Annotated in this window: 27 protein-coding genes; 20 read left to right on the forward strand and 7 right to left on the reverse strand. The window is 71.2% G+C overall.

Annotated features, from left to right (window positions below):
• Positions 1 to 32: 32 nt before the first annotated feature.
• Positions 33 to 668, forward strand: coding sequence for a GNAT family N-acetyltransferase (locus B0I28_RS08285; protein ID WP_106363296.1), 636 nt, complete (start codon positions 33 to 35; stop codon positions 666 to 668).
• A 6-nt stretch (positions 669 to 674) separates the two neighbouring features.
• Here B0I28_RS08285 and map read toward each other — a convergent pair whose 3' ends face one another.
• Positions 675 to 1,442, reverse strand: coding sequence for a type I methionyl aminopeptidase (gene map, locus B0I28_RS08290; RefSeq protein WP_106363297.1), 768 nt, complete (start codon positions 1,440 to 1,442; stop codon positions 675 to 677).
• A gap of 53 nt (positions 1,443 to 1,495) precedes the next feature.
• Here map and B0I28_RS08295 point away from each other — a divergent pair, with 53 nt between their 5' ends.
• The 6 genes from B0I28_RS08295 to B0I28_RS08320 all read left to right on the forward strand — a co-directional run bounded on the left by B0I28_RS08295 (position 1,496) and on the right by B0I28_RS08320 (position 4,249).
• Positions 1,496 to 1,750 carry a helix-turn-helix domain-containing protein gene (locus B0I28_RS08295; RefSeq protein ID WP_106363298.1) on the forward strand — a complete coding sequence of 85 codons (255 nt, stop codon included), beginning with the start codon at positions 1,496 to 1,498 and terminating at the stop codon, positions 1,748 to 1,750.
• Positions 1,751 to 1,814: 64 nt separating this feature from the next.
• On the forward strand, positions 1,815 to 2,948 hold the full coding sequence (locus B0I28_RS08300) for a 5-(carboxyamino)imidazole ribonucleotide synthase (protein ID WP_106363299.1): 1,134 nt from the start codon (positions 1,815 to 1,817) through the stop codon (positions 2,946 to 2,948).
• On the forward strand, positions 2,948 to 3,460 hold the full coding sequence (gene purE, locus B0I28_RS08305) for a 5-(carboxyamino)imidazole ribonucleotide mutase (protein WP_106363300.1): 513 nt from the start codon (positions 2,948 to 2,950) through the stop codon (positions 3,458 to 3,460). Before B0I28_RS08300 ends, purE begins: the two co-directional genes overlap by 1 nt.
• A 99-nt stretch (positions 3,461 to 3,559) precedes the next feature.
• Positions 3,560 to 3,751, forward strand: a complete 192-nt coding sequence (locus B0I28_RS28435) for a type II toxin-antitoxin system HicA family toxin (protein ID WP_106363301.1) — start codon at positions 3,560 to 3,562, stop codon at positions 3,749 to 3,751.
• Position 3,752: 1 nt separating this feature from the next.
• A complete protein-coding gene (locus B0I28_RS08315) occupies positions 3,753 to 3,956 on the forward strand; it encodes a type II toxin-antitoxin system HicB family antitoxin (RefSeq protein WP_219926623.1) in 204 nt (67 codons plus the stop codon).
• 8 nt (positions 3,957 to 3,964) lie between these two features.
• Positions 3,965 to 4,249, forward strand: a complete 285-nt coding sequence (locus B0I28_RS08320) for a HigA family addiction module antitoxin (RefSeq protein WP_106363302.1) — start codon at positions 3,965 to 3,967, stop codon at positions 4,247 to 4,249.
• Here B0I28_RS08320 and B0I28_RS08325 read toward each other — a convergent pair.
• Positions 4,246 to 5,400, reverse strand: a complete 1,155-nt coding sequence (locus tag B0I28_RS08325; protein WP_106363303.1) for a class I SAM-dependent methyltransferase — start codon at positions 5,398 to 5,400, stop codon at positions 4,246 to 4,248. The two genes, B0I28_RS08320 and B0I28_RS08325, sit on opposite strands and share 4 nt — an antisense overlap.
• 221 nt (positions 5,401 to 5,621) lie before the next feature.
• On the opposite strand from B0I28_RS08325, the gene groES reads away from it, so the two are divergent.
• The gene (gene groES / locus B0I28_RS08330; protein ID WP_106363304.1) at positions 5,622 to 5,921 is read left to right on the forward strand and encodes a co-chaperone GroES; all 300 of its coding nucleotides are present in this window, start codon (positions 5,622 to 5,624) and stop codon (positions 5,919 to 5,921) included.
• A 56-nt stretch (positions 5,922 to 5,977) separates the two neighbouring features.
• Positions 5,978 to 7,606: a chaperonin GroEL gene (gene groL, locus B0I28_RS08335; RefSeq protein WP_106363305.1), complete on the forward strand. Its 1,629-nt coding sequence runs from the start codon at positions 5,978 to 5,980 to the stop codon at positions 7,604 to 7,606.
• Between the two features lie 230 nt (positions 7,607 to 7,836).
• On the opposite strand, the gene B0I28_RS08340 is transcribed toward groL, so the two are convergent.
• Positions 7,837 to 9,570 (reverse strand): ABC-ATPase domain-containing protein, encoded by a 1,734-nt coding sequence (locus B0I28_RS08340; RefSeq protein ID WP_106363306.1) that lies wholly within the window; start codon positions 9,568 to 9,570, stop codon positions 7,837 to 7,839.
• A gap of 190 nt (positions 9,571 to 9,760) precedes the next feature.
• Here B0I28_RS08340 and B0I28_RS27850 point away from each other — a divergent pair, with 190 nt between their 5' ends.
• The gene (locus B0I28_RS27850; RefSeq protein WP_091052314.1) at positions 9,761 to 10,381 is read left to right on the forward strand and encodes a helix-turn-helix transcriptional regulator; all 621 of its coding nucleotides are present in this window, start codon (positions 9,761 to 9,763) and stop codon (positions 10,379 to 10,381) included.
• A gap of 81 nt (positions 10,382 to 10,462) precedes the next feature.
• On the opposite strand, the gene B0I28_RS08350 is transcribed toward B0I28_RS27850, so the two are convergent.
• Positions 10,463 to 11,629, reverse strand: a complete 1,167-nt coding sequence (locus B0I28_RS08350; protein ID WP_219926624.1) for an amidase — start codon at positions 11,627 to 11,629, stop codon at positions 10,463 to 10,465.
• Positions 11,622 to 12,671 (reverse strand): acetamidase/formamidase family protein, encoded by a 1,050-nt coding sequence (locus B0I28_RS08355; protein WP_106363308.1) that lies wholly within the window; start codon positions 12,669 to 12,671, stop codon positions 11,622 to 11,624. Before B0I28_RS08355 ends, B0I28_RS08350 begins: the two co-directional genes overlap by 8 nt.
• A gap of 70 nt (positions 12,672 to 12,741) precedes the next feature.
• Between B0I28_RS08355 and B0I28_RS08360 the strand changes: the two genes are divergently transcribed.
• The 7 genes from B0I28_RS08360 to B0I28_RS08390 all read left to right on the forward strand — a co-directional run bounded on the left by B0I28_RS08360 (position 12,742) and on the right by B0I28_RS08390 (position 19,754).
• A complete protein-coding gene (locus tag B0I28_RS08360; RefSeq protein WP_106363309.1) occupies positions 12,742 to 13,395 on the forward strand; it encodes a GntR family transcriptional regulator in 654 nt (217 codons plus the stop codon).
• Positions 13,396 to 13,460: 65 nt separating this feature from the next.
• On the forward strand, positions 13,461 to 14,207 hold the full coding sequence (locus B0I28_RS08365) for a sulfite exporter TauE/SafE family protein (RefSeq protein ID WP_106363310.1): 747 nt from the start codon (positions 13,461 to 13,463) through the stop codon (positions 14,205 to 14,207).
• 15 nt (positions 14,208 to 14,222) lie between these two features.
• Positions 14,223 to 15,419: an amidohydrolase gene (locus tag B0I28_RS08370; RefSeq protein ID WP_106363311.1), complete on the forward strand. Its 1,197-nt coding sequence runs from the start codon at positions 14,223 to 14,225 to the stop codon at positions 15,417 to 15,419.
• Between the two features lie 140 nt (positions 15,420 to 15,559).
• Positions 15,560 to 16,312: an ABC transporter ATP-binding protein gene (locus tag B0I28_RS08375; protein ID WP_106363312.1), complete on the forward strand. Its 753-nt coding sequence runs from the start codon at positions 15,560 to 15,562 to the stop codon at positions 16,310 to 16,312.
• Positions 16,309 to 17,145: an ABC transporter permease gene (locus B0I28_RS08380; RefSeq protein ID WP_106363313.1), complete on the forward strand. Its 837-nt coding sequence runs from the start codon at positions 16,309 to 16,311 to the stop codon at positions 17,143 to 17,145. The genes B0I28_RS08375 and B0I28_RS08380 overlap by 4 nt, the downstream gene beginning before the upstream one ends.
• 27 nt (positions 17,146 to 17,172) lie before the next feature.
• Positions 17,173 to 18,315, forward strand: a complete 1,143-nt coding sequence (locus tag B0I28_RS08385) for a nitrate ABC transporter substrate-binding protein (protein WP_106363314.1) — start codon at positions 17,173 to 17,175, stop codon at positions 18,313 to 18,315.
• 110 nt (positions 18,316 to 18,425) lie between these two features.
• A complete protein-coding gene (locus B0I28_RS08390) occupies positions 18,426 to 19,754 on the forward strand; it encodes an amidohydrolase family protein (RefSeq protein ID WP_181245693.1) in 1,329 nt (442 codons plus the stop codon).
• Here the strand turns inward: B0I28_RS08390 and B0I28_RS08395 are convergent.
• The gene (locus B0I28_RS08395; protein ID WP_106363316.1) at positions 19,751 to 20,119 is read right to left on the reverse strand and encodes a DUF5319 family protein; all 369 of its coding nucleotides are present in this window, start codon (positions 20,117 to 20,119) and stop codon (positions 19,751 to 19,753) included. The two genes, B0I28_RS08390 and B0I28_RS08395, sit on opposite strands and share 4 nt — an antisense overlap.
• A 185-nt stretch (positions 20,120 to 20,304) precedes the next feature.
• Here B0I28_RS08395 and B0I28_RS08400 point away from each other — a divergent pair, with 185 nt between their 5' ends.
• The 3 genes from B0I28_RS08400 (at position 20,305) to B0I28_RS08410 (ending at position 23,399) form a co-directional block, all read left to right on the forward strand.
• Positions 20,305 to 20,499, forward strand: coding sequence for a hypothetical protein (locus B0I28_RS08400; protein WP_106363317.1), 195 nt, complete (start codon positions 20,305 to 20,307; stop codon positions 20,497 to 20,499).
• A gap of 263 nt (positions 20,500 to 20,762) precedes the next feature.
• A complete protein-coding gene (gene guaB, locus B0I28_RS08405) occupies positions 20,763 to 22,253 on the forward strand; it encodes an IMP dehydrogenase (RefSeq protein ID WP_106363318.1) in 1,491 nt (496 codons plus the stop codon).
• A gap of 24 nt (positions 22,254 to 22,277) precedes the next feature.
• Entirely contained in the window at positions 22,278 to 23,399 is a 1,122-nt protein-coding gene (locus B0I28_RS08410) for a GuaB3 family IMP dehydrogenase-related protein (RefSeq protein ID WP_106363319.1), read from the forward strand.
• Positions 23,400 to 23,452: 53 nt separating this feature from the next.
• Here B0I28_RS08410 and B0I28_RS08415 read toward each other — a convergent pair whose 3' ends face one another.
• Positions 23,453 to 24,349 (reverse strand): hypothetical protein, encoded by an 897-nt coding sequence (locus tag B0I28_RS08415; RefSeq protein ID WP_106363320.1) that lies wholly within the window; start codon positions 24,347 to 24,349, stop codon positions 23,453 to 23,455.
• Positions 24,350 to 24,560 lie beyond the last annotated feature (211 nt).

Here is a 24,560-nt window from a genome sequence, read left to right on the forward strand (position 1 = left end):
ACCGTCCCACGAACGCAGTTGGACCAAGACCGATGACCCTTTCCAACCCCGGATGGCCGGTGCACCTCGAACACGAGCAGGTGAGCGTCAGGCCCTTCCGCCGCTCTGACGCGAACCGCTGGTCCGAACTGCGCCGCGCCAACGAGGCCTGGCTCGCCCCCTGGGAGCCCGGCACCGGCACCACCTGGCACGAAGCCCACTCGCCCGCCGCGTTCCGCGCGATGCTCCGCGGCCTGAAACGCTCGATCAAGGACGGCACCAGCTGGCCCCTCGCGGTCTGCTGGGACGGCAAGCTCGTCGGCGGCCTCACCGTCGGCAACATCGTGCGCCGCGCCTTCGGCTCCGCTTACGCGGGCTACTGGATCGACCGCGGCCACGCCGGGCGCAACATCACCGCGACCGCGCTCGCGCTCGTCGTCGACCACGCGCTCACCGTGGGCCGCCTGCACCGCATCGAAGTGAACATCCGCCCGGAGAACGGGCCGTCGAACCGCGTCGCCGAGAAGCTCGGCCTGCGCCGCGAGGGCCTCCACAAGCGGTACCTGTACATCGACGGCGACTGGCGCGACCACTACGGGTACGCCGTCACCGCCGAGGAGGTCGTCTCGGAGCGCATGATCGACCGCATGGAGCGCCTCAAGCGCGCCGAGGCCGAGCGCCCTTCGTGATCGCGCCTAGTCGCGGGCGGTGAGGATGACCGGCCCGTCCTCGGTGATCGCCACGGTGTGCTCCATGTGCGCGCCGCGGGAGCCGTCGGCGCTGCGCAGCGTCCACCCGTCGGGGTCGTAGACGATCTCGTCGGTGGTCTGGAGGAACCACGGCTCGATCGCGATGACCAGGCCCGGCCGCAGCTTCATGCCCCGGCCCGGGCGGCCGTCGTTGGGCACGTGCGGGTCGCCGTGCATGGTCCGGCCCACGCCGTGCCCGCCGAACTGGGTGTTCACGCCGAGGCCGTCGCCGCGCGCCACGGTGGCGATGGCGTGGCCGATGTCCCCGATCTTGTTCCCGGCGACCGCGGCGCCGATGCCCGCTTCGAGCGCGCGGGTGGTGGTGTCGATGAGCCGCAGGTCCTCTTCCCTCGCCTTGCCGACCACGACCGACAGCGCCGAGTCCGCCACCCAGCCCTCGACTTCCGCGGCGAAGTCGAAGCTCACCAGGTCGCCGTCCTTGAGCTTGTAGTCGTGGGGGAGGCCGTGCAGGACCGCGTCGTTGACGGAGGTGCACAGGACCTTCCCGAACGGGCTGCCGCCGAAGGAGGGGTGGTAGTCCACGTAGCAGGAGACCGCCCCGGCCTCCTTGATCCGGCGGGCCACGAGGTCGTCGAGGTCCAGGAGGTTCATGCCGACTTCGGCGGTGCGCGCCAGTTCCGAGAGCGTGGCGGCCACGAAGCGGCCCGCCGGGCGCATCGCTTCGATCTCGGCGGGGGAGTACAGCTCGATCATCGTCGGCCTTCCATAGGGTTCCGGTATTTGTATACCGGTACTATAATACCGGTATGATCCGACCGCCGCTGAGGCCCGAAGAGCACGACCGCGGCCGCGCCCTCGGCCGGGCGCTGCGCGCGGCCCGCGGCCCGCGCAGCCTCCCCGACGTCGCCGCCGAGGCCGGGATCTCCCCGGAGACGCTGCGCAAGATCGAGACCGGCCGCATCGCCACACCGGCGTTCTTCACCATCATGGCGCTCTGCGACGCGCTCGGCGTGGCCCCTGACCAACTCCTCGAAGTCGCAGAACATCCCATGACCGGTTGATGACCAGGTCACGCCGGATTTGAACCTGCAACCCTCGGTTTTGGGTACGGGATAGGCTCTCGCCGTGGATGCAGCGACCCAACTCCCGACCGTGGGCATGATCGGAGCCGGCCAGCTGGCGCGCATGACCCACCAGGCCGCCATCGCCCTCGGCCAGACCCTCAAGGTCCTCGCGGGCGACCCGGCCGAGAGCGCCGCCGTCGTCTCGCCCGCGACCGTGCTCGGCGACTACCGCGACGTCGAGGACCTCCGCGGCTTCGCCAAGGGCTGCACCGTGGTCACCTTCGACCACGAGCACGTCCCGCAGGAGGCCCTCCGCGCGCTGACCGCCGAAGGCGTTGACGTCCAGCCCCGCCCCGAGGCCCTCCTCTACGCGCAGGACAAGCACGCCATGCGCACCCGCATGGCCGAACTCGGCCTCCCGCAGCCGCGCTGGGCCCCCGTCGACTCCATCTCCGACGTCGAGGCCTTCGGCCTGCCCTGCGTCCTCAAGGCCGCGACCGGCGGCTACGACGGCAAGGGCGTGTGGATGATCGAGGCGCCCAGCGACGCGCAGGCCGTTCTCGCCTCCGGCATCCGCCTCATCGCCGAGGAGCGCATGCCCCTCCAGCGCGAACTCGCGATCCAGGTCGCCCGCTCCCCGCGCGGCGAGACCGCCGCCTACCCCGTCGTCGAGACCGTCCAGACCGGCGGCATCTGCACCGAGGTCATCGCCCCGGCGCCGCACCTCGACCCCGCCGTCGCGGCGCAGGCCAAGGAGATCGGCGAGACGGTCGCCCGCGAGCTCGGCGTGGTCGGGATGCTCGCCGTCGAGCTCTTCCAGACCTCCAGGGGCCTGTTCATCAACGAGCTCGCGATGCGCGCCCACAACTCCGGCCACTGGACGATCGAAGGCGCCGAGACCAGCCAGTTCGAGCAGCACCTGCGCGCCGTCCTCGACTACCCGCTCGGCTCCACCGCTGCAGTCGCGCCGTACACGGTGATGGCGAACGTCCTCGGCGGCGCCCCCGGCGGCCCGCGCCTCGACGAGCGGCTCCAGCACCTCCTCGCCGACGACCCGGGCGCGCACGTCCACCTCTACGGCAAGGCGGTCCGGCCCGGCCGCAAGATCGGCCACGTCACCGTCCGCGGCGACGACCCCGACCTCCTGCGGCGCCGCGCCCTGCGCGCCGCCAAACGGCTCCAGGAAGGCGAGTAATGACTGAACAGCAGCCCCGCGTCGGCGTCATCATGGGGTCGGACTCCGACTGGCCCGTCATGGAAGCGGCCGCCGCCGTCCTCGACGAGTTCGGCGTCCCCTACGAGGTCCGCGTGGTCTCCGCCCACCGCACTCCCCACGGCATGCTCAGCTACGCCGACTCCGCGGCCGGGCGCGGCCTCCAAGCGATCATCGCGGGCGCTGGCGGCGCCGCCCACCTCCCCGGCATGGTCGCCTCCGCGACGCCTCTGCCGGTCATCGGCGTCCCCGTGCCCCTCAAGCACCTCGACGGCATGGACTCCCTCCTCTCGATCGTCCAGATGCCCGCGGGCATCCCCGTCGCCACCGTCTCCATCGCCGGAGCCCGCAACGCCGGCCTCCTCGCCATCAGAATCCTCGCCGCCGCCGACCCCGCCCTCCGCACCAAGATGGAGACCTTCCAAGTCGACCTCGAACGAATGGTCGCCCAAAAAGACGCCAACCTCCGCTACAAACTCGACCACCCCGAATAGCCCGAGCGCCCCTGCTGTCGCATACGCGACAGACGCACGTCCGTTGTGCGCCCGCCTCGTTCTTGTGGGTGACACCCTCCCCGGACGGAAGCGGAGACAATGAAACAGGGGCAGCTGCTCAAAGAGCTACGGGAGATCGCCTGGGAAAAGGGCGCTACGCTGGAGCTGGTCAGACACGGCGGCAACCACGACCACTACCGGATACGAGGAACCAGGCTGATCGTGCCGCGGCATCGGGAGATACCCGAGTACACCGCCCGGGGCATCATTCGAACGGCGAAGGGAGCCTGAGGTGAAGGCTTACACCGCGATAGTCGGTCCCAAGGACGGGGAGTGGTTCCCGGTCGAGGTCCCCGAAGTGCCTGGCGTCTTCACCCAGGGCCGCGACCTCGCCGAGGTCGAGGAGATGGCGCGCGAAGCAGTCTCGCTCATGACCGACATCCCGATCGCCGAAGTCGCCATCCGCATCGAAGACCACCGCTACCAGGCCGCCTAGCATTCCTGGTGCCACTGATACATCCAGGTGAGATCCTGGCCGAGGAGTTCTTGGAGCCGCTGGGGGTGTCCCAGTACCGGCTTGCGCTCGCGATCTCGGTCCCGGCGAGGCGGATCAACGAGATCGTGCACGGCAAGCGCCGCATCAGCGCTGACACGGCCTTGCGGCTGGCGCGATACTTCGGCACCTCGGACCGGTTCTGGATGAACCTCCAGAACCGCTACGACCTCGAAATCGAACGCGACCGCCTCGCCAACGACCTCCGCCAGATCAAGCCGTTCGCCGCCGCCTAGGCCTCGGAGCAGAGGATTGCCACGTGGGCGCCTGCGAGGCGGGTTGCTACGAGGGTGGCTTCTTCGGGGCCTTTGAGTTTGAGTTGCTTTCTGAGGGTTGCCGGGTCGATGCCGGTGCCCCGTTGCTTGATGGTGAGGCGGCCTATTCCCCGTTCGGCGAGGAGGGGCTTGAGTTTCTTGGGGTGGAGGGGCCAGACTTCCTCCACTTTCCAGGCCCTCGCGAACGCGGTTTCGGTGAGCGTGTCGCCGTAGAGGTAGGCGATGTCCTCGCTTCCCATGTGGGCGTTGAGGTCTTCCGCCAGTTCGGCTATCAGGCCCGCCCGGATGACGGCTCCGTCGGGCTCGTAGAGGTAGTCGGCCACTTCGCCTACCTCGGCTCGTTCTTCGCCGGTGCCGGTCAGTTCGTGCCACGTCCCGGATTTCAGGAGGCTCGCCCGGCGGGGGGTCTGGGCGGCTTCTCCCAGCCAGAGGCAGGCCTCGACGACGTCGCGGTCGACCGAGACCCATTCGGCTTCGGCGCCTTCGGGGATCCAGTCGTGGGAGATGCCGGGGCCGAGTTTCACGGCGGCGAAGCGGGTGGTGCGGAGGCGGGTGAGGAGGGGGTCGAGCGACGGCGAGTAGTCGGCGGGGTTGAAGTTGCGGGTGCCGCCGGAGCGGCGGGCCGGGTCGGCGAAGGCGGATTCGGCGAGGGGGGTTTGGAGGGCGTCGGCCACGGTCACCCGGACCGGCAGATCCAGGGCCGCGGCGTTCGCCTTCGCGAAGCCTGCGGTCGCCTCGTTCATCTCGACCGCTTCGACCTCCAAGCCCGCCTGTGCGAACGCCAGGGCCTCCGTGCCCAGGCCGCAGCACAGGTCGGTGACCTCACCGGCGGACGCCGCGAAGCGGGACGCGCGGCGCACCGCCACCGGCCAGCGCGTGGCCTGCTCCAGGCCCGCCCGCGTGAAGTAGAGGCGGTCCGCGAGGTCGCCGAACTTGGGGCGGGCGTGGCGGCGGAGGTCGGCGAGGGTCAGGGCCGCGGCGGCGAGGGCGGGTTCGACGCCGGCTTTGCGGAGGGCGAGCGGGGCGCGGTCGCCGTCGTGCGCGAGGACCTCGGCGGCGCGGGCCTGGAGCCCGGGGTCGGTCAGGAGGGCTTCGGGCAGGCTCGGTTCCACAGGTCAATGGTATGACGTGCGAGACCCGGTCTTGACGCCCCCACCTGCACGAACTAACGTCGGCCTTAGCACTCGCAGGGCGAGATTGCTAAGCGCTATGATCGCTTTGGCACTCTCGCCGAGAGAGTGCCAGCCACGGGCCGGTGCCTCGGCACCCGCGACGACGAGACCCGCGCTGTCGTGGCGGACATCCGTAGTGAACACGCGTTTGGAGAAACCAAGTGAGCAAGGCTGCCATCAAGCCGCTGGGCGACCGCATCGTGGTCCAGGCGAACGAGGCCGAGACCACCACCGCTTCCGGCATCGTCATCCCGGACACGGCCAAGGAGAAGCCCCAGGAGGGCACCGTCCTCGCCGTGGGCCCGGGCGCCTTCGACGACAAGGGCAACCGCCTCCCGATCGACGTCAAGGTCGGCGACGTGGTCATCTACTCCAAGTACGGCGGCACCGAGGTCAAGTACAACGGCGAGGAGTACCTCGTCCTGTCCTCGCGCGACGTCCTCGCGGTCGTCGAGCAGTAGAACGCGCCCCGGGCCCTCGCCAGAGGGCCCGTCCGCGTTCCTAGGAAAGGGAACCAATGCCGAAGATTCTCAACTTCGCCGAGGACGCGCGGCAGAACCTGCTGCACGGCATCGACCAGCTCGCCGACACCGTGAAGGTCACGCTGGGCCCGAAGGGCCGCAACGTGGTCCTCCAGCGCTCCTTCGGTGCGCCGCTGATCACCAACGACGGCGTGACGATCGCCAAGGAGATCGAGCTCGCGGACCCGTACGCCAACCTCGGCGCGCAGCTGGTCAAGGAAGTCGCCACGAAGACGAACGACGTCGCGGGCGACGGCACGACCACCGCGACCGTGCTGGCGCAGAAGATGAGCCGCGCGGGCATCAAGGCGGTCACGGCCGGGGGCAACCCGATCGCGATCCGCAAGGGCATCGAGGCCGCGGCGAACGCCGTGTCCGAGGAGCTGCTGCGCCAGGCCATCGAGATCTCCGACCACGAGCACATCGCGCAGGTCGCGGCCGTGTCGGCGCAGGACCCGGAGATCGGCGAGCTCATCGCGAAGGCGATGGACGTCGTCGGCGCCGAGGGCGTCATCTCGGTCGAGGACGGCTCCAGCCTGGAGACGGTCCTCGAAGTCACCGAGGGCATGCAGTTCGACAAGGGCTTCATCTCCCCGAACTTCATCAACGACCAGGACTCGCGCCAGACGGTCTTCGAGGACCCGTACATCCTCATCACCAACGCGAAGGTCTCCTCGATCGAGGAGCTCCTGCCGGTGCTGGAGAAGGTCATCGAGACCTCGAAGCCGCTGCTCATCATCGCCGAGGACGTCGAGGGCCAGGCCCTCGCGACCCTGACGGTGAACGCCCTGCGCGGGACGCTGCGCGTGTGCGCCGTCAAGGCCCCGGCCTTCGGCGACCGCCGCAAGGCGATCCTGGGCGACATCGCGGCCCTGACGGGCGCCGAGGTGATCTCCTCGGAGATCGGCCTCGACCTCAAGCAGGCCGACCTGTCGCACCTGGGCCGCGCGCGCCGCGTCACCGTCTCCAAGGACGCCACCACGATCGTGGACGGCGCCGGGGAGCGCGACGAGGTCGACGCCCGGATCGCGCAGATCAAGCAGCAGGCCTCCACGACCGAGTCGTCCTGGGACCGCGAGAAGCTGGAGGAGCGCCTCGCGAAGCTCTCCGGCGGCGTCGCCGTCATCCAGGTCGGCGCGGCCACCGAGGTCGAGCTGAAGGAGCGCAAGCACCGCATCGAGGACGCCGTCAACGCGACCAAGGCCGCCGTTGAAGAGGGCATCGTCGCCGGCGGCGGCGCGGCCCTGGTCCACGCGATCGCGGCCCTCGACAAGGTCGAGCTGGCCGACCCGGAGGCCCGCATCGGCATCAAGATCGTCGAGGCGGCCCTGTCGGAGCCGCTGCGCCAGATCGCCGCGAACGCGGGCGAGTCGGGCGACGTGGTCGTCAACGCGGTCGCGGGCAAGGGCTGGCGCGAGGGCTGGAACGCAGCCACCGACACCTACGAGGACCTGGTCTCGGCCGGCATCCCCGACCCGGTGAAGGTCACCCGCAACGCGGTCCTGAACGCCGCCTCGATCGTGGGCCTCGCGCTCACCACCGAGGTGACGATCGTGGACAAGCCCGAGGAGGAGCAGGAGGAGGCCGGGCACGGCCACTCCCACGGCCACGGGCACTCGCACTAGTCCGGGCTTCGCCTGAGCGACAAGCGAATACGACAAGGGCCGCCGACATCGTCGGCGGCCCTTCCGCGTGCCCCGGGGCAGCGCCTGGAGTTCTGGACGCCCGTGGAACCGCAAGTGTCAACATCCCGACAGTTTGTCGCGCCGCTGTCGGGAAACCGATAGAGTTCAAGAGCCTTCGCGGCCTTTGGGGATCGGAGCCGCGAAGGCACTTTTACGCCTGTTTCAAGGCGTTACAGGTCCTGCCGCACCCGCAGCTCCCGCATCCGGTTGAGCGCCGCGGCCACCTCGAACCGCCTGGGCACCGCGAAGTCCGCGTCCCGCACCCGCAGCAGCACCTCCTGGCCTTCCGCGTCGAGCGCGGCCTCCAGGCGGTCCAGCGCCTCCGCCACGGTGGCCTTCCCGTCGATCCAGCCCTGCCGCACCGCGGCCTCGATCGCGTACCCGATCCCGGCGGTCATCGAGTGGTCGGTGATCTGCTCGACGGCGCGCACGTCGATCTCGGACTCCCCGAACCGGAGCCCGTCGGTGTCGTCGGCGCGGATCTTCTGCTTCCCGCGCGACTCGGAGGACACCGACCGCGCGTCGATCACGCGCGAGCGCGGCATCCGGAACCCCTCCGCTTCGACGCGCCGCCCGGTCGGCTTGGCCGCCAGCGCCTTCGCGCGCTCGGTGACGTCCTCGGGGACGTACGCGTCCATGAGGACAACCCGGTCGGCGACGTCCATGTAGTCGCCGGACCCGCCCATGACCAGGACCACCGCGACGCCGTGCTCGTCGGACATCGACCGCACCACGTCGACGAGCGGCGTGAGCGGCTCGCGGTCCTTCGCCACGAGCTCCTGCATGCGCGCGTCGCGGATCATGAGGTTCGTCGCGGCCGTGTCCTCGTCGATGAGCAGCACGCGCGCACCGGCTTCGAGCGACTCGACGATCGCGGCGGCCTGCGAGGTGGACCCGGAGGCGTTCTCGGTCGAGAAGCGCCGCGTGTCGTCCCCCGAAGGCAGGTGGTCGACGAACGCGTGGACGTCGACGCCGGTGACCGCGCGCCCGTCCTCGGCCCGGACCTTCACGGTGCGCTGATCGGCGACGACGAGGTCGCGCCCGTCCCCGGGGATGTGGTCCCACACCCCGGACTCCAAGGCCCGCAGCAGGGTCGACTTCCCGTGGAAGCCGCCGCCGACGATGAGCGTCACGCCCGGCGCGATCCCCATGCCGCGCACCGTCCCCGCGTGCGGCAGCTCCATCTCGACCGCGAGCGAGTCGGGGGACCGGAACGGCACCCCGGCCTCCATCGGCCGGTCGTCCACTCCGGACCGGCGCGCGAGCATCGACCCGTCGGCGACGAACGCCACGAGTCCGGAATCCGACACCTGCTTCCGCAGGGCCGCAACGTCATCGGCGTGACGCGTCCACACGCCCGCCTCCTCCTCGCCGACGGCGAGCGCGTCGTCCGCCGCGTCGGGCAGGTCCTCGCACAGCAGCCGCGCGGCCTGCCGCCCGGCGATGCGGCGCCCGTGCCCGGGGAGCTGCGCGCCGAGGCGGAACACGACCGAGCCGTCCTCCCCGACCTGGCACGACGCCCGCCGCAGGATCTCCTGGCCGCCCGCGTCGATCCGCAGGTCCCTTGTCGGACAGGCCTTCTTGAAGCGCTTGGCGAGGAGCACCGCGAGGGCCCGGCGCCGCTCGGGGGTGGCGTGCCACTCAGGCAGGAGGTCCGCGGCCTCGGCGTCGAAGGACAGCTCGACCCGGCTCGGCGGGGCGAACGGATCCGACTGGACTTTCAAAATGTCGAGAATCGCCTGACCTGTCCACCATTTGCCACGCAGGGATTTATATCGCCCGTAACTCGTACCTTCCAGGGCCGTTAGTTCGTTAGACAGGTCATGGCGAGGTGGATGTGAACGATGATCACCAAAATCGCGGGACTCGGCCCGGTGCTGTCGTCCGCCTCTTCGCTGTGTCATGCCCCCAGTTTCCCATCAGGGTCGAGGTATTCGCGTCAGCGAACCCGAACACCATGCGTCCACGCCTCTTCCCGGAATCCTCGAAAAGTCACTCGAAAAATTCGCGCGAACTCGCGTCATGGCGGCGGACCGCCTGCGTGCTGGATGTAGAGAGACACGCACGGCCTACCGCACCGAAAGGTAGAACAAAGTGAGAACCGTACTGGTCTGTGTTAAGACTCCTCAAGCCGGACAGAAGATCTCGGCCTGCGCGACCCGCATGGGCCTGGCGCAGGCGGTCAAGTCGGTCGAGGGATCGCCCGAGCTGTTCCTCGAACTCGGCCGCCGCCAGGTGGACGTGGTGCTCGTGGACGTCGCGCTCGCCGCCCCGGACCCGGTCAAGTTCGTCAAGACCGTCCGCGCCCGCTCCCCGCGCACCGGGGTCCTCCTGTCCGGCGCGGCGGACCCCCGTACCGCCGCGATGGTCGTGGCCGCGGGCGCCAGGGGCGTCATCCGCACGCCGTCCAACAACTCCGACGACCTCCTGGTCGCCCTCGCGCAGGCGATCATGTTCGCCTCCCCGAGCCTCCAGCGCGTCACCGAGACCGTCCCGCGGCAGCGCTCGACCCTCCAGGGGATGAAGCTGACCGAGCGCGAGCTCCAGGTCCTCCGCGGCATGTCGGAGGGCAAGTCCAACGCCGAGATCGGACGCGACCTGTTCGTCTCCGAGGACACCGTCAAGACCCACGCGCGGCGCATGTTCCGCAAGCTCGGCGCGCGCGACCGGGCCCACGCGGTGGCCGAGGCCTTCCGCTCGGGACTCGTCTGCTAGCCGACATCCACTGAGGACTGAACCGCGGCGCCCCGGCGGGAGCGGCGCCGCAGCGGGGAACCGGCAGGACCCCCGCGGGGCTCAGTCCCGATCGGCAAGCGCCAGAAGGACCTCGTCGCCTCCCGGAGTGGCGACGAGCTGAAGACCGACGGGCAGGTCCTCGACCAGCCCGGCCGGAAGGGCGAGACCGGGGGCACCGGCGAGCCCGGCGATGCACGTCAAGCGCACGATGGCCTCGCGGTCGGGCTCCTCCCCGATGCGCGGCGCGGGGCCGGGCGCGGCGGGGATCGCGAGCGCGGTGCCCTCGGGGAGCCGGTCCCTGACCAGCGCCACCACGCCGCTGCGGACCCGCTGCGCCCGCGTCACCTCGGCGCTGGTGAGCTTCGCCGCGTTCGCGAAGCGCGCCTTGACGCCCGGCCCGAACTCGGGCCGGGACGCCTCGATCCACGCGCCGTGGGCCTGCCACGCCTCCCACGCCTGGAGCACGGCGTACGCGCGCCTGGCGCTCTCCAGCGGCGCGACCTTCGGCGCGGCCTCGTGCACGAGGCCGAACTGCGGGTCGTCGAAGAACGGAGCGGTGTCCACTTCGAGCCCGAGCGCCTCGACCGCTGGCATCACGGCCGCGCGCGTCGCGGGCGCGATCTCCTCCCAGATGTCGCTGGGCGCCAGGAGCCTCCGGATCGGCGCGTGGTCCTCGACCGGCTCCTCCAGGAGCACCTGCATCGCCAGGCGCAGCGTGTGCGCGTCCCTCGTGAGCACGCCCGCGGTGTCGAACGTCGGCGCGAGCGGCACGGCCCCTTGCAGACTCACGCGTTCATGCGTCGGCCGCAGCCCCCACAGCCCGCAGTACGACGCGGGCACCCGGATCGACCCGCCGGTGTCCGTGCCGAGCCCGATGTCCGCCAGCCCCAGCGCGACCGCCGACGCCGACCCCGACGACGACCCGCCGGGCACGCGCCCGGGCGCGGCCGGGTTCTCGGGGACCCCGTAGTGGAAGTTCGAGCCGTTCAGGCTCCACGCGAGCTCGTCGGTGATCGTCTTCCCCACGACCCTTGCGCCCGCCGCGCGCAGCCGCGCGACGGCCTCCGCGTCCTCCTCCGGCGGCACGTGCGTCTCCAGCCACCGCGGATTGCCTGCGCCCGTGGGCGTCCCGGCCAGGTCGAACAGGTCCTTGACGGCGAGCCGGAGCCCTTCGAGCGGACCAGGTGCTCCGGTGTCGTCCACGAGGGCGATGAACGGGTCAGTCAAGATCCAACTCCTTGGGCAGCGTGACGTGGGCGCCTTTGACGAGGTCGACGACCTGCGAGATCCGCACGTCGACGGCCGCGCTCAGGTACGCGAGCGCGACCGGGCCGGGGACGCCGTGGCGCTCCCGCAGGAACACCAGGGCCGCGCGCACGGCTTTGCGGACCGCTTCGTCGAGGTCCTCGTCGAGTCCCGTCGTGATCCAGTGTTCCCCGGTCTCGGCGTACGGGCCGCCAAGGGAGGCGGCGAGTCTCCTCACCGCCGGGTCCGAGTGCACGGTCAACCGCAGCGTGGCCCGCAGCGGCGCCTCGAACGCGGTGAGCGCAACCTCCCCGTCGCCCTGCGAGAAGTGCGGGTCGCCGGAGTAGAACGAGGCGCCGGGCACGGCCACTGGCAGATACAGCTTCGCGCCGGGCCCGAGGAGCCGGATGTCGAGGTTCCCGCCGTGCGGGCCCGGCGGGACCGAGTGGACCGGCTCCTCGACGGCGGGCGCGGTGCCCATGATCCCCAGGAACGGCGCGAGCGGGAACCGCAGCGACCTGCCGTCGCCGACGGGGATGACGCCGCGCCCGCGGTCGTCGACCGTGGCGACGGTGCTGACGGTCCCCTCCGCCTGCGGGTACTCCCCGGGGAGCGCGCCGCGGCCGTGCCGGTTGGAGACCACCCCGTACGGGGCGCGCCGCTCCAGTTGCAGCACTTCCACTTCGAGGACGTCGCCCGGTTCGGCCCCGGCGACCTGCACCGGCCCGGTGACGATATGCGGCCCGGCGTCCGGCTCCCGCTCGCATTCGCGGGCGATCCGCGCCGCGTCCTGGAGCACTTCGCCGATCCCGTTGGCGCCGAAGAACGCCGCCGGGTCCCCGCCCTGGTCTTCAAGGAGCCCTTCGTGGCTGACGGTGTCGAAGCAGACCGCGTCGCCGGACCGGACCTTCAGGACCGGAGCGGCGGCGGCGTTCGGGAGCCGCCCCCACTGGACCGTGTCGGGCCGGGACGGCAGGTAGTGGTCGGCGCCGTCGTAGTCGGCGAGCGGCTGGAGGAGCGTCATGGGCGGCACCGCGTTCCAGGGGCGAGGGGATGTATACGAGAATGGTGGCCTGATCGTAGTGGAGGATCTCATGGCTGGGGACAAGGGGCCGCGCCGCGCGCCGCAGGAGGCGGTCCGCGCCGTCCGCGAGGACATCATCCGGGGCGTGTTCGCCCCCGGCGAGCGGCTCACCGAGGAGGCCCTCGCGGCGCGCTACGGCGTCTCCCGCGTGCCCGTCCGCGAGGCCCTGCGCGTCCTCGAAGCGGAAGGGTTCGTCGAGGCCAAGCCCTATGTCGGGGTCTTCGTGAAGGAGCTGAGCGAGGCCGAGGCCGAGGACCTGCTGGAGCTGCGCTCGGTGATCGAGCCGATGTGCGCCGCGCGCGCCGCCCGCAACCGCACCCCCGAGCAGCTCGGGCGCCTCAAGGAGCTGGTGAACCTCGGCTGGGACGCGGTCCGCGAAGGCCGCCTCGAAGAGGTCCCGCGCCTGAACTCCCGCTTCCACGAGGTGATCGCCGAGGCCTCCGGCTCGGAGGTCCTCGGCCAGATGATCCGCCAGCTCAGCCAGAAGATCGCCTGGGTCTACGCGGTCGGCCTGACGCTGCGCGCCGAGGACTCCTGGCGCGAGCACGAGGAGATCCTCGCGGCCCTGTCCGCCGGGGACGCCGACCGCGCCTCGGCCCTCCTCGGCAGGCACATCGTGCGGGCCACCGCCGCCTACCGCAGGCGCGTCCGCACGGAGGCCTGAGCGCCTCGCGGGCACTGCCGCCAAACGTTGTATACGATGGGTTCCGCCGCTCCCGGAAGGAACCCATGGACCCTCAGCACCTCGCCCTGCTCGTCGCCGCCGGATTCGGCGCGGGCCTGTGCAACGCCATCGCCGGAGGCGGCAGCCTGCTGACGTTCCCGGCGCTGCTCGCGATCGGGCTCCCGCCCGTCCCGGCCACCGTCACCAACGCCGTGTCCGTGTGGCCCGGCTACGCCGGCAACGCCTTCGCCCTCCGGGGGCACCTCTCCGGGTTCCGCCCGGTCCTCCCGCGCCTCGTCGCGATCGCGGCCGTCGGCGCGGTCGGCGGCACCGTCGCCCTCCTCGCCGCCCCGCCGGAGGTCTTCACCGCGCTCGTCCCGTACCTGATCCTGTCGGCGACCGCCCTGTTCGCGGCCCAGCCGCTCATCACCAGGCGCCTCGCCGCCCGCGGCGGCGGCCCCTCCGCGCCCCTGCTCTACGCGGGCGTCTTCCTCGGCGGCGTCTACGGCGCGTACTTCAACGGCGGCATGGGCATCGTGTTCCTCACCGCGCTCGCCCTCGGCATCGACGCCGTCATCGGCCGCCTCAACGGCCTCAAGGCGCTCCTGGCGCTCACCACCGGGACCGCCGCGATGCTCTCGGTCTCCCTCTTCGGCCCGGTCGAATGGCTCGCCGTCCTCGTCCTCGCGCCCGCCTGCCTCCTCGGCGGCTTCGCGGGCGCCCGGCTCGCCGACCGCCTCCGGCCGGTCGTCTTCCGCGTCGTCGTCATCGCGTTCGGCACCGCCGCCGGGGCCGCGATGATCCTCACCTGACCGAAAGGACCCCCCATGACCGACCTCCTCCTCAGGAACGGCCGCCCCTGGACCCCCGGCCTTCCTCTTGACCTCGCAGACATCGCGATCACCGACGGCCGCATCGCCGCGGTCGGCCCCGACCTGGACCTCCAAGCCGCGCAAGCGATCGACCTCGAAGGCGCGATCGTCCTCCCCGGCCTCGTCGACGCCCACTGCCACCTCGACAAGACCATGTTCGGCGGCCCCTGGACCCCCAACACCGGCGGCCGCACGCTCGAAGGCCGCATCCGCAACGGCGAGGGCCGCCGCGCCGAACTCGGCATCCCCAGCGCCGACTACGCCGCGAACCTCCTGCGCGCCATGGTCGCCGCCGGGACCTCCTTCGTGCGCAGCCACATCGACATCGACCCCGAGGTGGGCCTCGGCGGCGTCGCGGCGGTCCGCGAGGCCGCGGCCCGCCTCGCCGGCCGCGTGGACGTCGAACTCGTCGCGTTCCCCCAAGGCGGCCTGCTGACGCGCCCCGGCGTGCCCGCGCTCCTGGAGGCCGCGCTCGCCGACGGCGTCGGCACCGTGGGCGGCCTCGACCCCGCCGGGTTCGACCGCGACCCCGCGGGCCAGCTCGACCTCCTCTTCGACCTCGCCGAGCGCCACGGCGCGAAGATCGACGTCCACCTCCACGACCAGGGGCTCCTCGGCGCGTGGGAGTACGAGCTCATCATCGAGCGCACCAAGGCCCTCGGCATGGCCGGGCGCGTCGCCATCAGCCACGCGTACGCCATGGGCGGCCTCGAACCCGACCACCAGCGGCGCATCGCCGAGGCCCTCGCCGACGCCGGGGTCGCCATGATCACCTGCGCCGTCGGCGGCGCGCCCGTGGTCCCGGTCCGCCTCATGGCCGAGACCGGCGCGCGGCTCGCGATCGGCAACGACGGCATCCGCGACCTGTGGACCCCGTACGGCGACGGCGACATGCTCCGCCGGATCAACCAGGTGTCCTTCCGCGACCGGCTCATGTCCGACCCGGAGATCGAGCTCGCGCTCGCGGCCGGGACGCACGGCGGCGCGGCCGTCCTCGGCCTCGACGGCTACGGCCTCGCCGTCGGATGCAATGCGGACCTGTGCGCCGTGACCGCTTCGGCCCCAGCGGAAGCCGTGGTCAGCGTGCCGCCGCGGAAACTCGTCGTCAAGCGCGGCGCGGTCGTCGCGCACGACGGCGTCTTCGCCGACTGATCGTATACGAAATACCCGTGTAATCCTCCGGACCGGAGCCTGCAATGGTATACCGGTAGAACTTGAGCCATGAACGCACGGCTCACCTCCGAAACAAGGCCCGGGCCGGGTCATGTATACGACCGCTCCAGGCGGTCGCGATGAGCATCGACCCGGCCCTCGCCTTCCGCGGGACCTCCCTGACCTTCGCGAACGGCACCCGCGCGCTCCACGACGTCGACCTGGAGGTCCGCCCCGGCGAGTTCGTCTCGCTCGTCGGCCCCTCCGGCTGCGGCAAGTCCACGATGCTCCGGCTCGCCGCCGGGTTCGAGACGGCCACCGACGGATCGGTCGAGGTCGGCGCCGGCCGCCTCGGCTACGTCTTCCAGGAGGCCACGCTCCTGCCGTGGCGCACCGTCGCCCGCAATGTCGAGCTCCCCGCCGAACTCGCCGGCGTCCCGAAAGCCGAACGGCGCGAAGCGGCCCGCGACGCGATCGAGCGGGTCGGCCTGGCCGCCTTCGCGAAGCACCGCCCCTCACAGCTGTCCGGCGGGATGCGCATGCGCGCCTCCATCGCCCGCGCGCTCACGATGCGCCCCGAGCTGTTCCTGTTCGACGAGCCGTTCGGCGCGCTCGACGAGATCACCCGCCAGCACCTGAACGCCGAGGTCGGGAACCTGTTCGCACGCGACGGCTTCGCCGGGGTGTTCGTCACCCACTCCGTGCCCGAGTCGGTGTTCATGTCCACCCGCGTGGTGGTCCTGCGCGGCCAGCCCGGCGAGGTCGCCGCCGACCTCCCCGTCCCGTTCCCCTTCCCGCGCGACCCCGAACTGCGCTACACCGCCGAGTTCGCGGCCCTCGCCTCCGAGGTCTCAGCCGCCCTGCGCGGCGCCGAGCAGGAGGTGCCGGCATGACCGCGGTCCTCGAAGCCCCCGCCGGCACCGAAGCGCCGCAGGCGAAGCGCCCCCGCCGCCGGCCCGCGCCGCTCCGCGTCCTCGCGCCGGTCGCCGTGTTCGTCCTCGTGATCGCCGCGTGGGCCGCCTCCAGCCACCTGCTCGTGCCCGAGGCCTCCCGGTTCCTCCTGCCGCCCCCCGAGGCCGTGGTCGCCGAGGGCCTCCTTGACCCGGTGGCGCGCACCGAGATCCTCACGGCCCTGTGGAACACCGTCCAGGTCGCGCTCTGCGGCCTGGCGATCGCGATCGTCCTCGGCGTGCTCGTCGCCGTCGTCATGAGCCAGGCCCGCTGGGCCGAGTTCTCGCTCTACCCCTACGCGGTGGTCCTCCAGACGATCCCCATCCTCGCAGTGGTCCCGCTGTTCGGGTTCTGGTTCGGGTACGAGTTCGGGTCGCGCGTGATCGTCTGCGTCATGGTCTCGCTGTTCCCGGTCGTCACGAACACCCTGTTCGGCCTCAAGTCCGTCGCCCCGGCCGAGCACGACCTGTTCACGCTCCACGGCGCGACCCGCCTCCAGCGCCTGTGGAAGCTCCAGCTCCCGGCCGCCCTGCCCGCGATGATCTCCGGGTTCAAGATCTCCGGCGGCCAGGCGATCATCGGCTCGATCGTCGCGGACTTCTTCTTCCGCCAAGGCGTCCCGGGCATCGGCCGCATGATCGACGTCTACCGCCAGCGCCTCGCCACCGAGGAGCTGCTCACCGCGCTCCTGCTGTCCTCGCTCGTCGGCCTGTGCCTGTTCTGGGCGTTCGACCTCCTCGCCGGACGCGTCGACCGCCTGCACGGCAAGCGATAACCCTCACCATCCCCTTTGGAGACACCCATGCACCACGAACCCATGCGGCGCCGACTCACCGCCGCAGCGGCGGCCTTCACCGGCGCGAGCCTCCTCGCCGCCTGCACCGCCACCGCCACCGACGTGCCCGCCCCGACCGGCGAAGGCGTCCTCGCCGACATCTGCCCCTCCACGATCGTCATCCAGACCGACTGGTTCGCCACGCCCGAGCGCGCCGCCGCGTTCCAGCTCGTCGGCCCCGACGGGACCGTCGACGTCGAGCAGGGCGCCTACACCGGCCCGCTCGGCGACACGGGCGTCAACGTCGAGGTCCGCCTCGGCGGCCCGTTCCTCGGCGGCCAGCCGGTGCCCGCGCAGATGTACCAGGACACCTCGATCACCCTCGGGTTCGTGCCCACCGACGACGCGGTGCGCGCGAACGCGGAGTTCCCGGTCACCGGCGTGTTCGCGTCGCTGGAGCGGACGCCGCAGATCGTCATGTTCGACCCCGCCACCTACGACATCGACTCGTGGGACGACGTGAAGGCCACCGGCGCTCCGATCGTCTACACCGAGGGCAAGGTCTTCATGGACTACCTCATTGCCCAGGGGTACGTCGATCCGTCGCAGGCCGACGCCTCCTTCGACGGCACCCCCAGCCGCTTCGTCGCCGAGGGCGGCCGCGTCATGCAGCAGGGCTACGTGTCGAACGAGCCGTACCGCTGGGAGCACGACGTCGAGGGCTGGATGAAGCCCACCGACTACCTCATGATCGACGACGCCGGGTACGAGATCTACCAGCACGCCTGGTCGGTCCGCTCCGGCGAGCTCGACGAGCTCGCGCCGTGCCTGACCGAGCTGGTGCCGATGCTCCAGCAGGCCCAGATCGACTACGTGAACGACCCCGAGCCCGTCAACGAGGCCATCCTCCGCATCGCCGAGACCATCCCCGACGGGCCCCCGATCACCCTGGAGGGCAACGCCGACTCGGTGGAGGTCCAGCTCGCCGAGGGCATCGTCGCCAACGGGCCCGACGACACGCTGGGGAACTTCGACACCGAGCGCGTCGACCGCGTCATCGCGGCGGTCCTCCCGATCTTCGAAGGCTACGGCGAGACGATCCCGGAGGGCCTCAGCTCCGACGACATCGTCACCAACGAGTTCATCGACCCGGCCATCGGCCTCCAGTAGCCCCGCCCCGGCGCCCGGCCGCGGCAGCGGCCGGGCGCCCCCGACCCATGGAGCACGGCCGCGGAGGTCGACCCGTGGAGCGACCCGCCCGCGACCATCGAAGGACCCCCGTGACCCCACTCGCCCGGATCGCGAACGCCCGCACCGCCGACGGCCTCGCCGACCTCCACATCGCGGACGGCCGCATCGCGAGCGTCACTCCGCTCCCGGAGCCGCTGCTTCCGGAACCGCCGCATCCGAAGCCGCTGTCGGACCCGCCGGGCACCATCGAAGCCGGGGGCGACCGATTCGCGACTCGCCCGACCGCAGGTCCAGGCGAAATGCCGCATCCCGGTCCGGAGGTCTTCGACGCCGCCGGACGCGTCGTCCTCCCGGCCTTCACCGACGCCCACGTCCACCTCGACAAGGCCTTCCTGCTCCCCGCGATCGAGGACGCCCTCGCCGCCGAGGGGACCGCCCTCACCCCCGACCTCAGCGACGCCATCGCCACCGTCGCCCGCCTCCGCGACCGGCTCCCCGCCGGGGCGGTCGCCGCGAGCGCGCAGCGCGCCGCCGACACGCTCCTGCGCAACGGCACCACCGCCGCCCGCGCCATGGTCGAGATCGACCCCGCCACGGGCCTCGACCTCCTCGAACTCCACCGCGGCCTCGACACCCGCCTCGACCTCCAGCTCACCGCGTTCCCCCAGCGCGGCCTGGAGCTCCCCGGCCAGACCGACCTCATGCGCGCCGCCATGCGCGAAGGCGCGCACGTCGTCGGCGGCTGCCCTTACGTCGACGCCGACCCCGCCGCCCACCTCGACTTCGTGTTCGGCCTCGCCGAGGCCACCGGCGCACCCGTCGACCTGCACCTCGACTTCAGCGACGACCCGGCCGCGTCGCAGATCGGCCTCGTCGCCGAGCGCACCCGCGCCCTCGGATTCCAGGGCCGGGTCGCGATCGGCCACGTCACGACCCTCGCCGCCATGGACGACCCGGACAAGGCCCTCGCGGCGCTCGCCGACGCCGGGATCGCGCTCGCGGTCATGCCCGCCACGGACCTCTACCTCGCCGGGCACCCGCGGGCGGCCTCCGGCGGCTTCGCGACCCGCTCGGTCGCGCCCATCCTGCGCGCCGCCGAACTCGGCGTGCGCGTCTCGATCGCCAACAACAACCTCTGCAACCCGTTCGCGCCCTACGGGAACGGGAGCCAGGTCCAGGCGGCGTGGCTCGCGGGGCTGCTCTTCCGGGCCGTCTCGCCCGCCGACCGCCGCGTGCTGCTCGACGCGATCACCGCCAATCCGGCGGCGGTGCTCGGGCTGCCCGAGCGCGGCCCGGTTCCGGGCGCGGCCGCCGACCTCGTGGTCGTGGACGCGGACCGGCTCGGCGACGTGGTCGTCCAGTCGCCGCGCATCGCGGCCGTCGTCGAGGACGGCGCGCTGCTCCAGCGCCCGGCCTAGTCGGCCTGGCCGTGCACCTTCACCCAGCAGTCGGAGAACCCGCGGGCGTAGTCCCAGGTCACGTAGTGCGCCGGGTCCGGGTCGAAGGCGGGCTCGTGGACCTGCGCGCAGTTCGCCTCCAGCAGTCCGCGGAGGTTCGCCATGAGCAGGCCCCACGTGAAGTAGTGCGGCTCGTCGCAGTCGGCGCAGTCGACGACGACGCCCCGGAAGCCCTGCGGTTGCAGCACCTTCTCGAACATCTCCAGTTCGTGGAGGTCTTCGAGCAGGTCGGCGCGGTCGTCGTCGTCCAGCTCGGGTTCGAACGGGGCGAGCGCCTCCGCGTGGTCGGGATCGTCGGCGAACGGGTCGCGAGGCTCCTCATACACGGTTCCAGCCTAACGCCACTCCGCGCCCGCGGACTTGTGCACGGCGCGACGACGCCAGGTGAGCGCGGGTGCGCGGCGCGGGACTCCCGGATGCGTGCCATCGTCGCGATCGGGTGCTGACACGCCGTGGCGCGCTGGTTAGGCTGGGCCGCAAGACACCCCGACGGATGCGAGGAGACGGGCACATGGACGGTTTCGGCGAGAACGTGGAAGAGATCTTCGACGACGTCGTGGACGGGGTCGCGGACGCGGTCACCGACATCGACGCCACCGAGGTGTGGGAGGACGTCAGCGACGGCGCCACCGAGGCGTGGGACGCGGTCTCCGACAGCGACGTGGTCGAGAGCCTCACCGACGAAGCGGGCGACCTCTTCGAGTAACCCCCCTCACCTCACCTCCCCCTCAACTTCACACCCTTGTTCACTCATCGACCGGCCCCGCGGCGCCCGCCCGGGGCCGTCTCGATTCAGAGGATGACCGGATGCCCAGCTCCCCGCCGTGAATCACACCCCAGGGGGACGTGTGCGACGCGGGGCGACGCACGTTACGGCACTACCATTGCCCCATGGCGTTCTCAGGGGATTTCGGAATTCAAGGGCTCGAAGGCGCTGCCGGCGAGCGTGTCGGGGGCACCACGGTGCCGATGGGCGCGGCGAGTGCGATCCCGCTCGGCCTGACCTATGACGACGTGCTGCTGCTGCCCGGCGAGTCCGAGGTGGTTCCCGCGGAGGTCGACACCTCCTCCCAGCTCACCCGCAACATCCGCATCTCGGTGCCGCTCCTGACCGCGCCGATGGACACCGTCACCGAGGCCCGCATGGCGATCGCCATGGCCCGCCTCGGCGGCCTCGGCATCCTCCACCGCAACCTCCCCGCGGAGGAGCAGGCCCAGCAGGTGGACCTCGTCAAGCGCTCCGAGTCCGGCATGGTCGCCGACCCGGTCACGTGCTCGCCCGAGGACACCCTCGACCAGGTCGACAAGCTCTGCGGCAAGTACCGCATCTCCGGCCTCCCGGTCACCGACGAAAAAGGCAAGCTCGTCGGCATCATCACCAACCGCGACATGCGCTTCGAGACCGACCTGTCCGTCAAGGTCGCCTCCGTCATGACCCGCGACAACCTCATCACCGCGCCCGAGGGCGTCTCCCAGGAGGAGGCCCTCGAACTGCTGAAGCGGCACAAGATCGAGAAGCTCCCGATCGTCGACGCCGACTTCTACCTGCGCGGCCTCATCACCGTCAAGGACTTCGCGAAGCGCGAGGAGTTCCCGAACGCGTCGAAGGACGACTCGGGCCGCCTGCGCGTCGGCGGCGCCATCGGCGTCGGCGAGGAGCAGTACGCGCGCGCCGGGCAGCTCGTCGAGGCGGGCGTGGACCTCCTCGTCGTCGACTCCTCCCACGGGCACTCCCGCGGCGTGCTCGACATGATCGCCTCGATCTCCAAGGACTTCGGCCACAAGGTCGACATCATCGGCGGCAACATCGTCACCGCGCAGGCCGCGGCCGCGATGATCGAGGCGGGCGTCGACGGCATCAAGGTCGGCGTCGGCCCCGGCGCGATCTGCACCACCCGCGTCGTCGCGGGCGTCGGCGCCCCCCAGGTCTCCGCGATCATGGACACCGTCCGCGTCGCCCGCGAGCGCGGCGTCCCGGTCATCGCCGACGGCGGCATCCAGTACTCCGGCGACATCGCGAAGGCCATCGTCGCCGGCGCGTCCACCGTCATGATGGGACAGCTGTTCGCAGGCTGCGCCGAGAGCCCCGGCGAGCTCATCTACATGAACGGCAAGCAGTTCAAGTCCTACCGCGGCATGGGCTCCCTGGGCGCCATGCAGTCCCGCGGCCAGGCGAAGTCCTACTCCAAGGACCGCTACTTCCAGGACGCGGTCGACTCCAACGACAAGCTCGTCCCCGAGGGCGTCGAAGGTCAGGTGCCCTACCGCGGGACCCTCGCACAGGTGGTCTACCAGCTGGTGGGCGGTCTGCGTATTGCGATGGGGTACACCGGGGCCGGTACCATCGAGGGGATGCATGAACGCGGCCGTCTGGTCCGGATCACCGCTGCGGGCCTCAAGGAGAGCCACCCGCACGACATCCAGATGACCGTGGAAGCGCCCAACTACCACACGCGGTAGTCGGGCCCGGTAGGAGGAGAGACTGTGCGGGAATTGGTCGAGATCGGCCCCGGCAAGATCGTGGCGCGCGGCTGGCGGCTGTCCGAAGTGGCGCTCGTGCCGACCCGGCGCACCAGGGACATCGACGATGTCTCCACCGAATGGCAGCTCGATGCCTACCGGTTCGAGATCCCGGCCGTCGCGCATCCCTCGGATGCGACGATGAGCCCGGCGTCCGTGATCGAGATGGGCCGCCTCGGCGGCCTGGGCGTCCTGAACGGCGAGGGGCTGTGGTGCCGCTACGTCGACCCGACCTCGCTGCTCAAGGAGCTCGCGGACACGCCCGCGGAGAACGCCATCGAGCGCCTCCAGGAGATCTACGCCGAGCCGGTGAAGCCCGAGCTCATCGCCGAGCGGATCGCCGAGATCCGCGCGGGCGGGATCACCACGGCGATCCGCTTCAGCCCGCAGCACACGGCCGAGCTCGCGCCGCTCGCGGTCGAGGCGGGCGTGGACCTGCTGGTCATCCAGGGCACCATCGTCTCGGCGGAGCACGTCTCCTCCGGCGGCGACGTCCTGAACCTGAAGCAGTTCATCGCCGACCTGGACATCCCGGTCGTCGTGGGCGGGGCCACGAACTACAAGACGGCCATGCACCTGATGCGCACGGGCGCGGCGGGCGTCATCGTCGGGGTCGGCTCCGACGACTGGTCGACCACCGACACCGTCCTCGGCATCGACGTGCCGATGGCCTCGGCGATCGTGGAGGCCGCCGCGGCCCGCCGCGACTACCTCGACGAGACGGGCGGACGCTACGTCCACCTCATCGCCGACGGCGAGATCACCAACTCGGGCGCCATCGCGAAGGCCGTCGCCTGCGGCGCCGACGCGGTCATGCTCGGCTCGATCCTCGCCGACGCCGCCGAGTCCCCGGCCGCCGGCGCCTGGTGGCACTCCGCCGCCTCCCACCCGAAGCTGCCCCGCGGCCGCTTCCGCCCGGGAGACTCCGGCGACATCGAGGTCCCCGACCTCGAAGCCATCCTCTACGGCCCCTCCAACTCCTCCGACGGCTCCCAGAACCTCTTCGGGGGCCTGCGCCGGGCCATGGCCAAGACCGGCTACACCTCGGTCAAGGAGTTCCAGAAGGCCAGCCTGGTCACCGCCTAAGCAAAGCCGCAAACGAGGCCCGGCCCGCACCACGCGGGACCGGGCCTCGGCGTCTACTCGGACGACCGGTCTTCCATGAACCGGTCCACGAACACCTTCCAGGAGTCCTGGTCCCGCGCCCACCCCCTGGCGACGCGCCGCCGCTTCCCGTCGGCGCGCACCTCGAACAGGCACCCCCAGTACACCGAGTACTCCAGCCGCTCGTACCCCCGGCTTGGAAACTCGCGCACCCGGCCGACGGTCTTGACGCTGACCAGGCCGTCCTCATACCTGAGCACCGGCCTGAGGACGAGCGGCACCGCGCCGAACAGGAAGTATGCTGCGGACACGACCGGCAGCGGCCCGTCGACGGTCGGGACGAGCCAAAAACCCCATGCTCCAAGTGCCAGCCCAACGAGTAGTACGCAGGTAAAGAATCGCCAGCGTATGCCGACCTCGACAGCGGTGGGCAGTCCCTGATCGGCCGCGTCGGCGTCCTCGCCGCGACGCGTCTCGTTCTGATGGGTCAGGAAGACGTCGACGAACGCGGTCCAGGAGCTCTGGTCGACCACGTACGCGTTGCGCACGATCGCGCGCCGCTTGCCGCTCGGACGGATCCGTTCGAGACGTCCGAGGTAGATGGAGTAGTTGAGCCGGTCGCCGTCCTTCCACCTGCCCATCGTGCGCTGGACGTGGCCGGTCCCGCTCCAGACCCGCCGCCGGTGGACGTCGTATGTGAGGCAGTTCGTCTGTGCCAGATAGAGGGTGCCCATCATCGCGCACCACATCGGCGGAAAGTACATCACGAAGAAGAGGAGCTGGCTCTCGATGTCCAACACGGTCAGGACGTAGGTGCCGAGCGTGCACATCGCCAGCGCCAGCGGCCAGCAGACCGCGACCACCCACACGAGCAGGCGGCGCCGGTAGTGAACCGTGATCAGGGGCGTCGAGGGGGCGGAGGGGTGGGCCATATGGGGTGTCTTTCGGGTGCGGAGGGTGAGGGGTGCTGCGCAACGGCATGATCGTAACCGGATCAGCCGTTCGGGTGGGGGTCGGCGATAACGGGGGAGGGTTGGTCCCCTCCTCGGGGATTTGTGCCTCCGCACACAGGTATCTGTCAGGTAGGCCACGTATCCTTGCCACCGTGAATCGCAAGTTTGGCCCCGTTCCCACAAGGAGTGG

Origin of the sequence: Glycomyces artemisiae, from assembly GCF_003002955.1 — a bacterium.
Lineage (GTDB): Bacteria > Actinomycetota > Actinomycetes > Mycobacteriales > Micromonosporaceae > Glycomyces > Glycomyces artemisiae.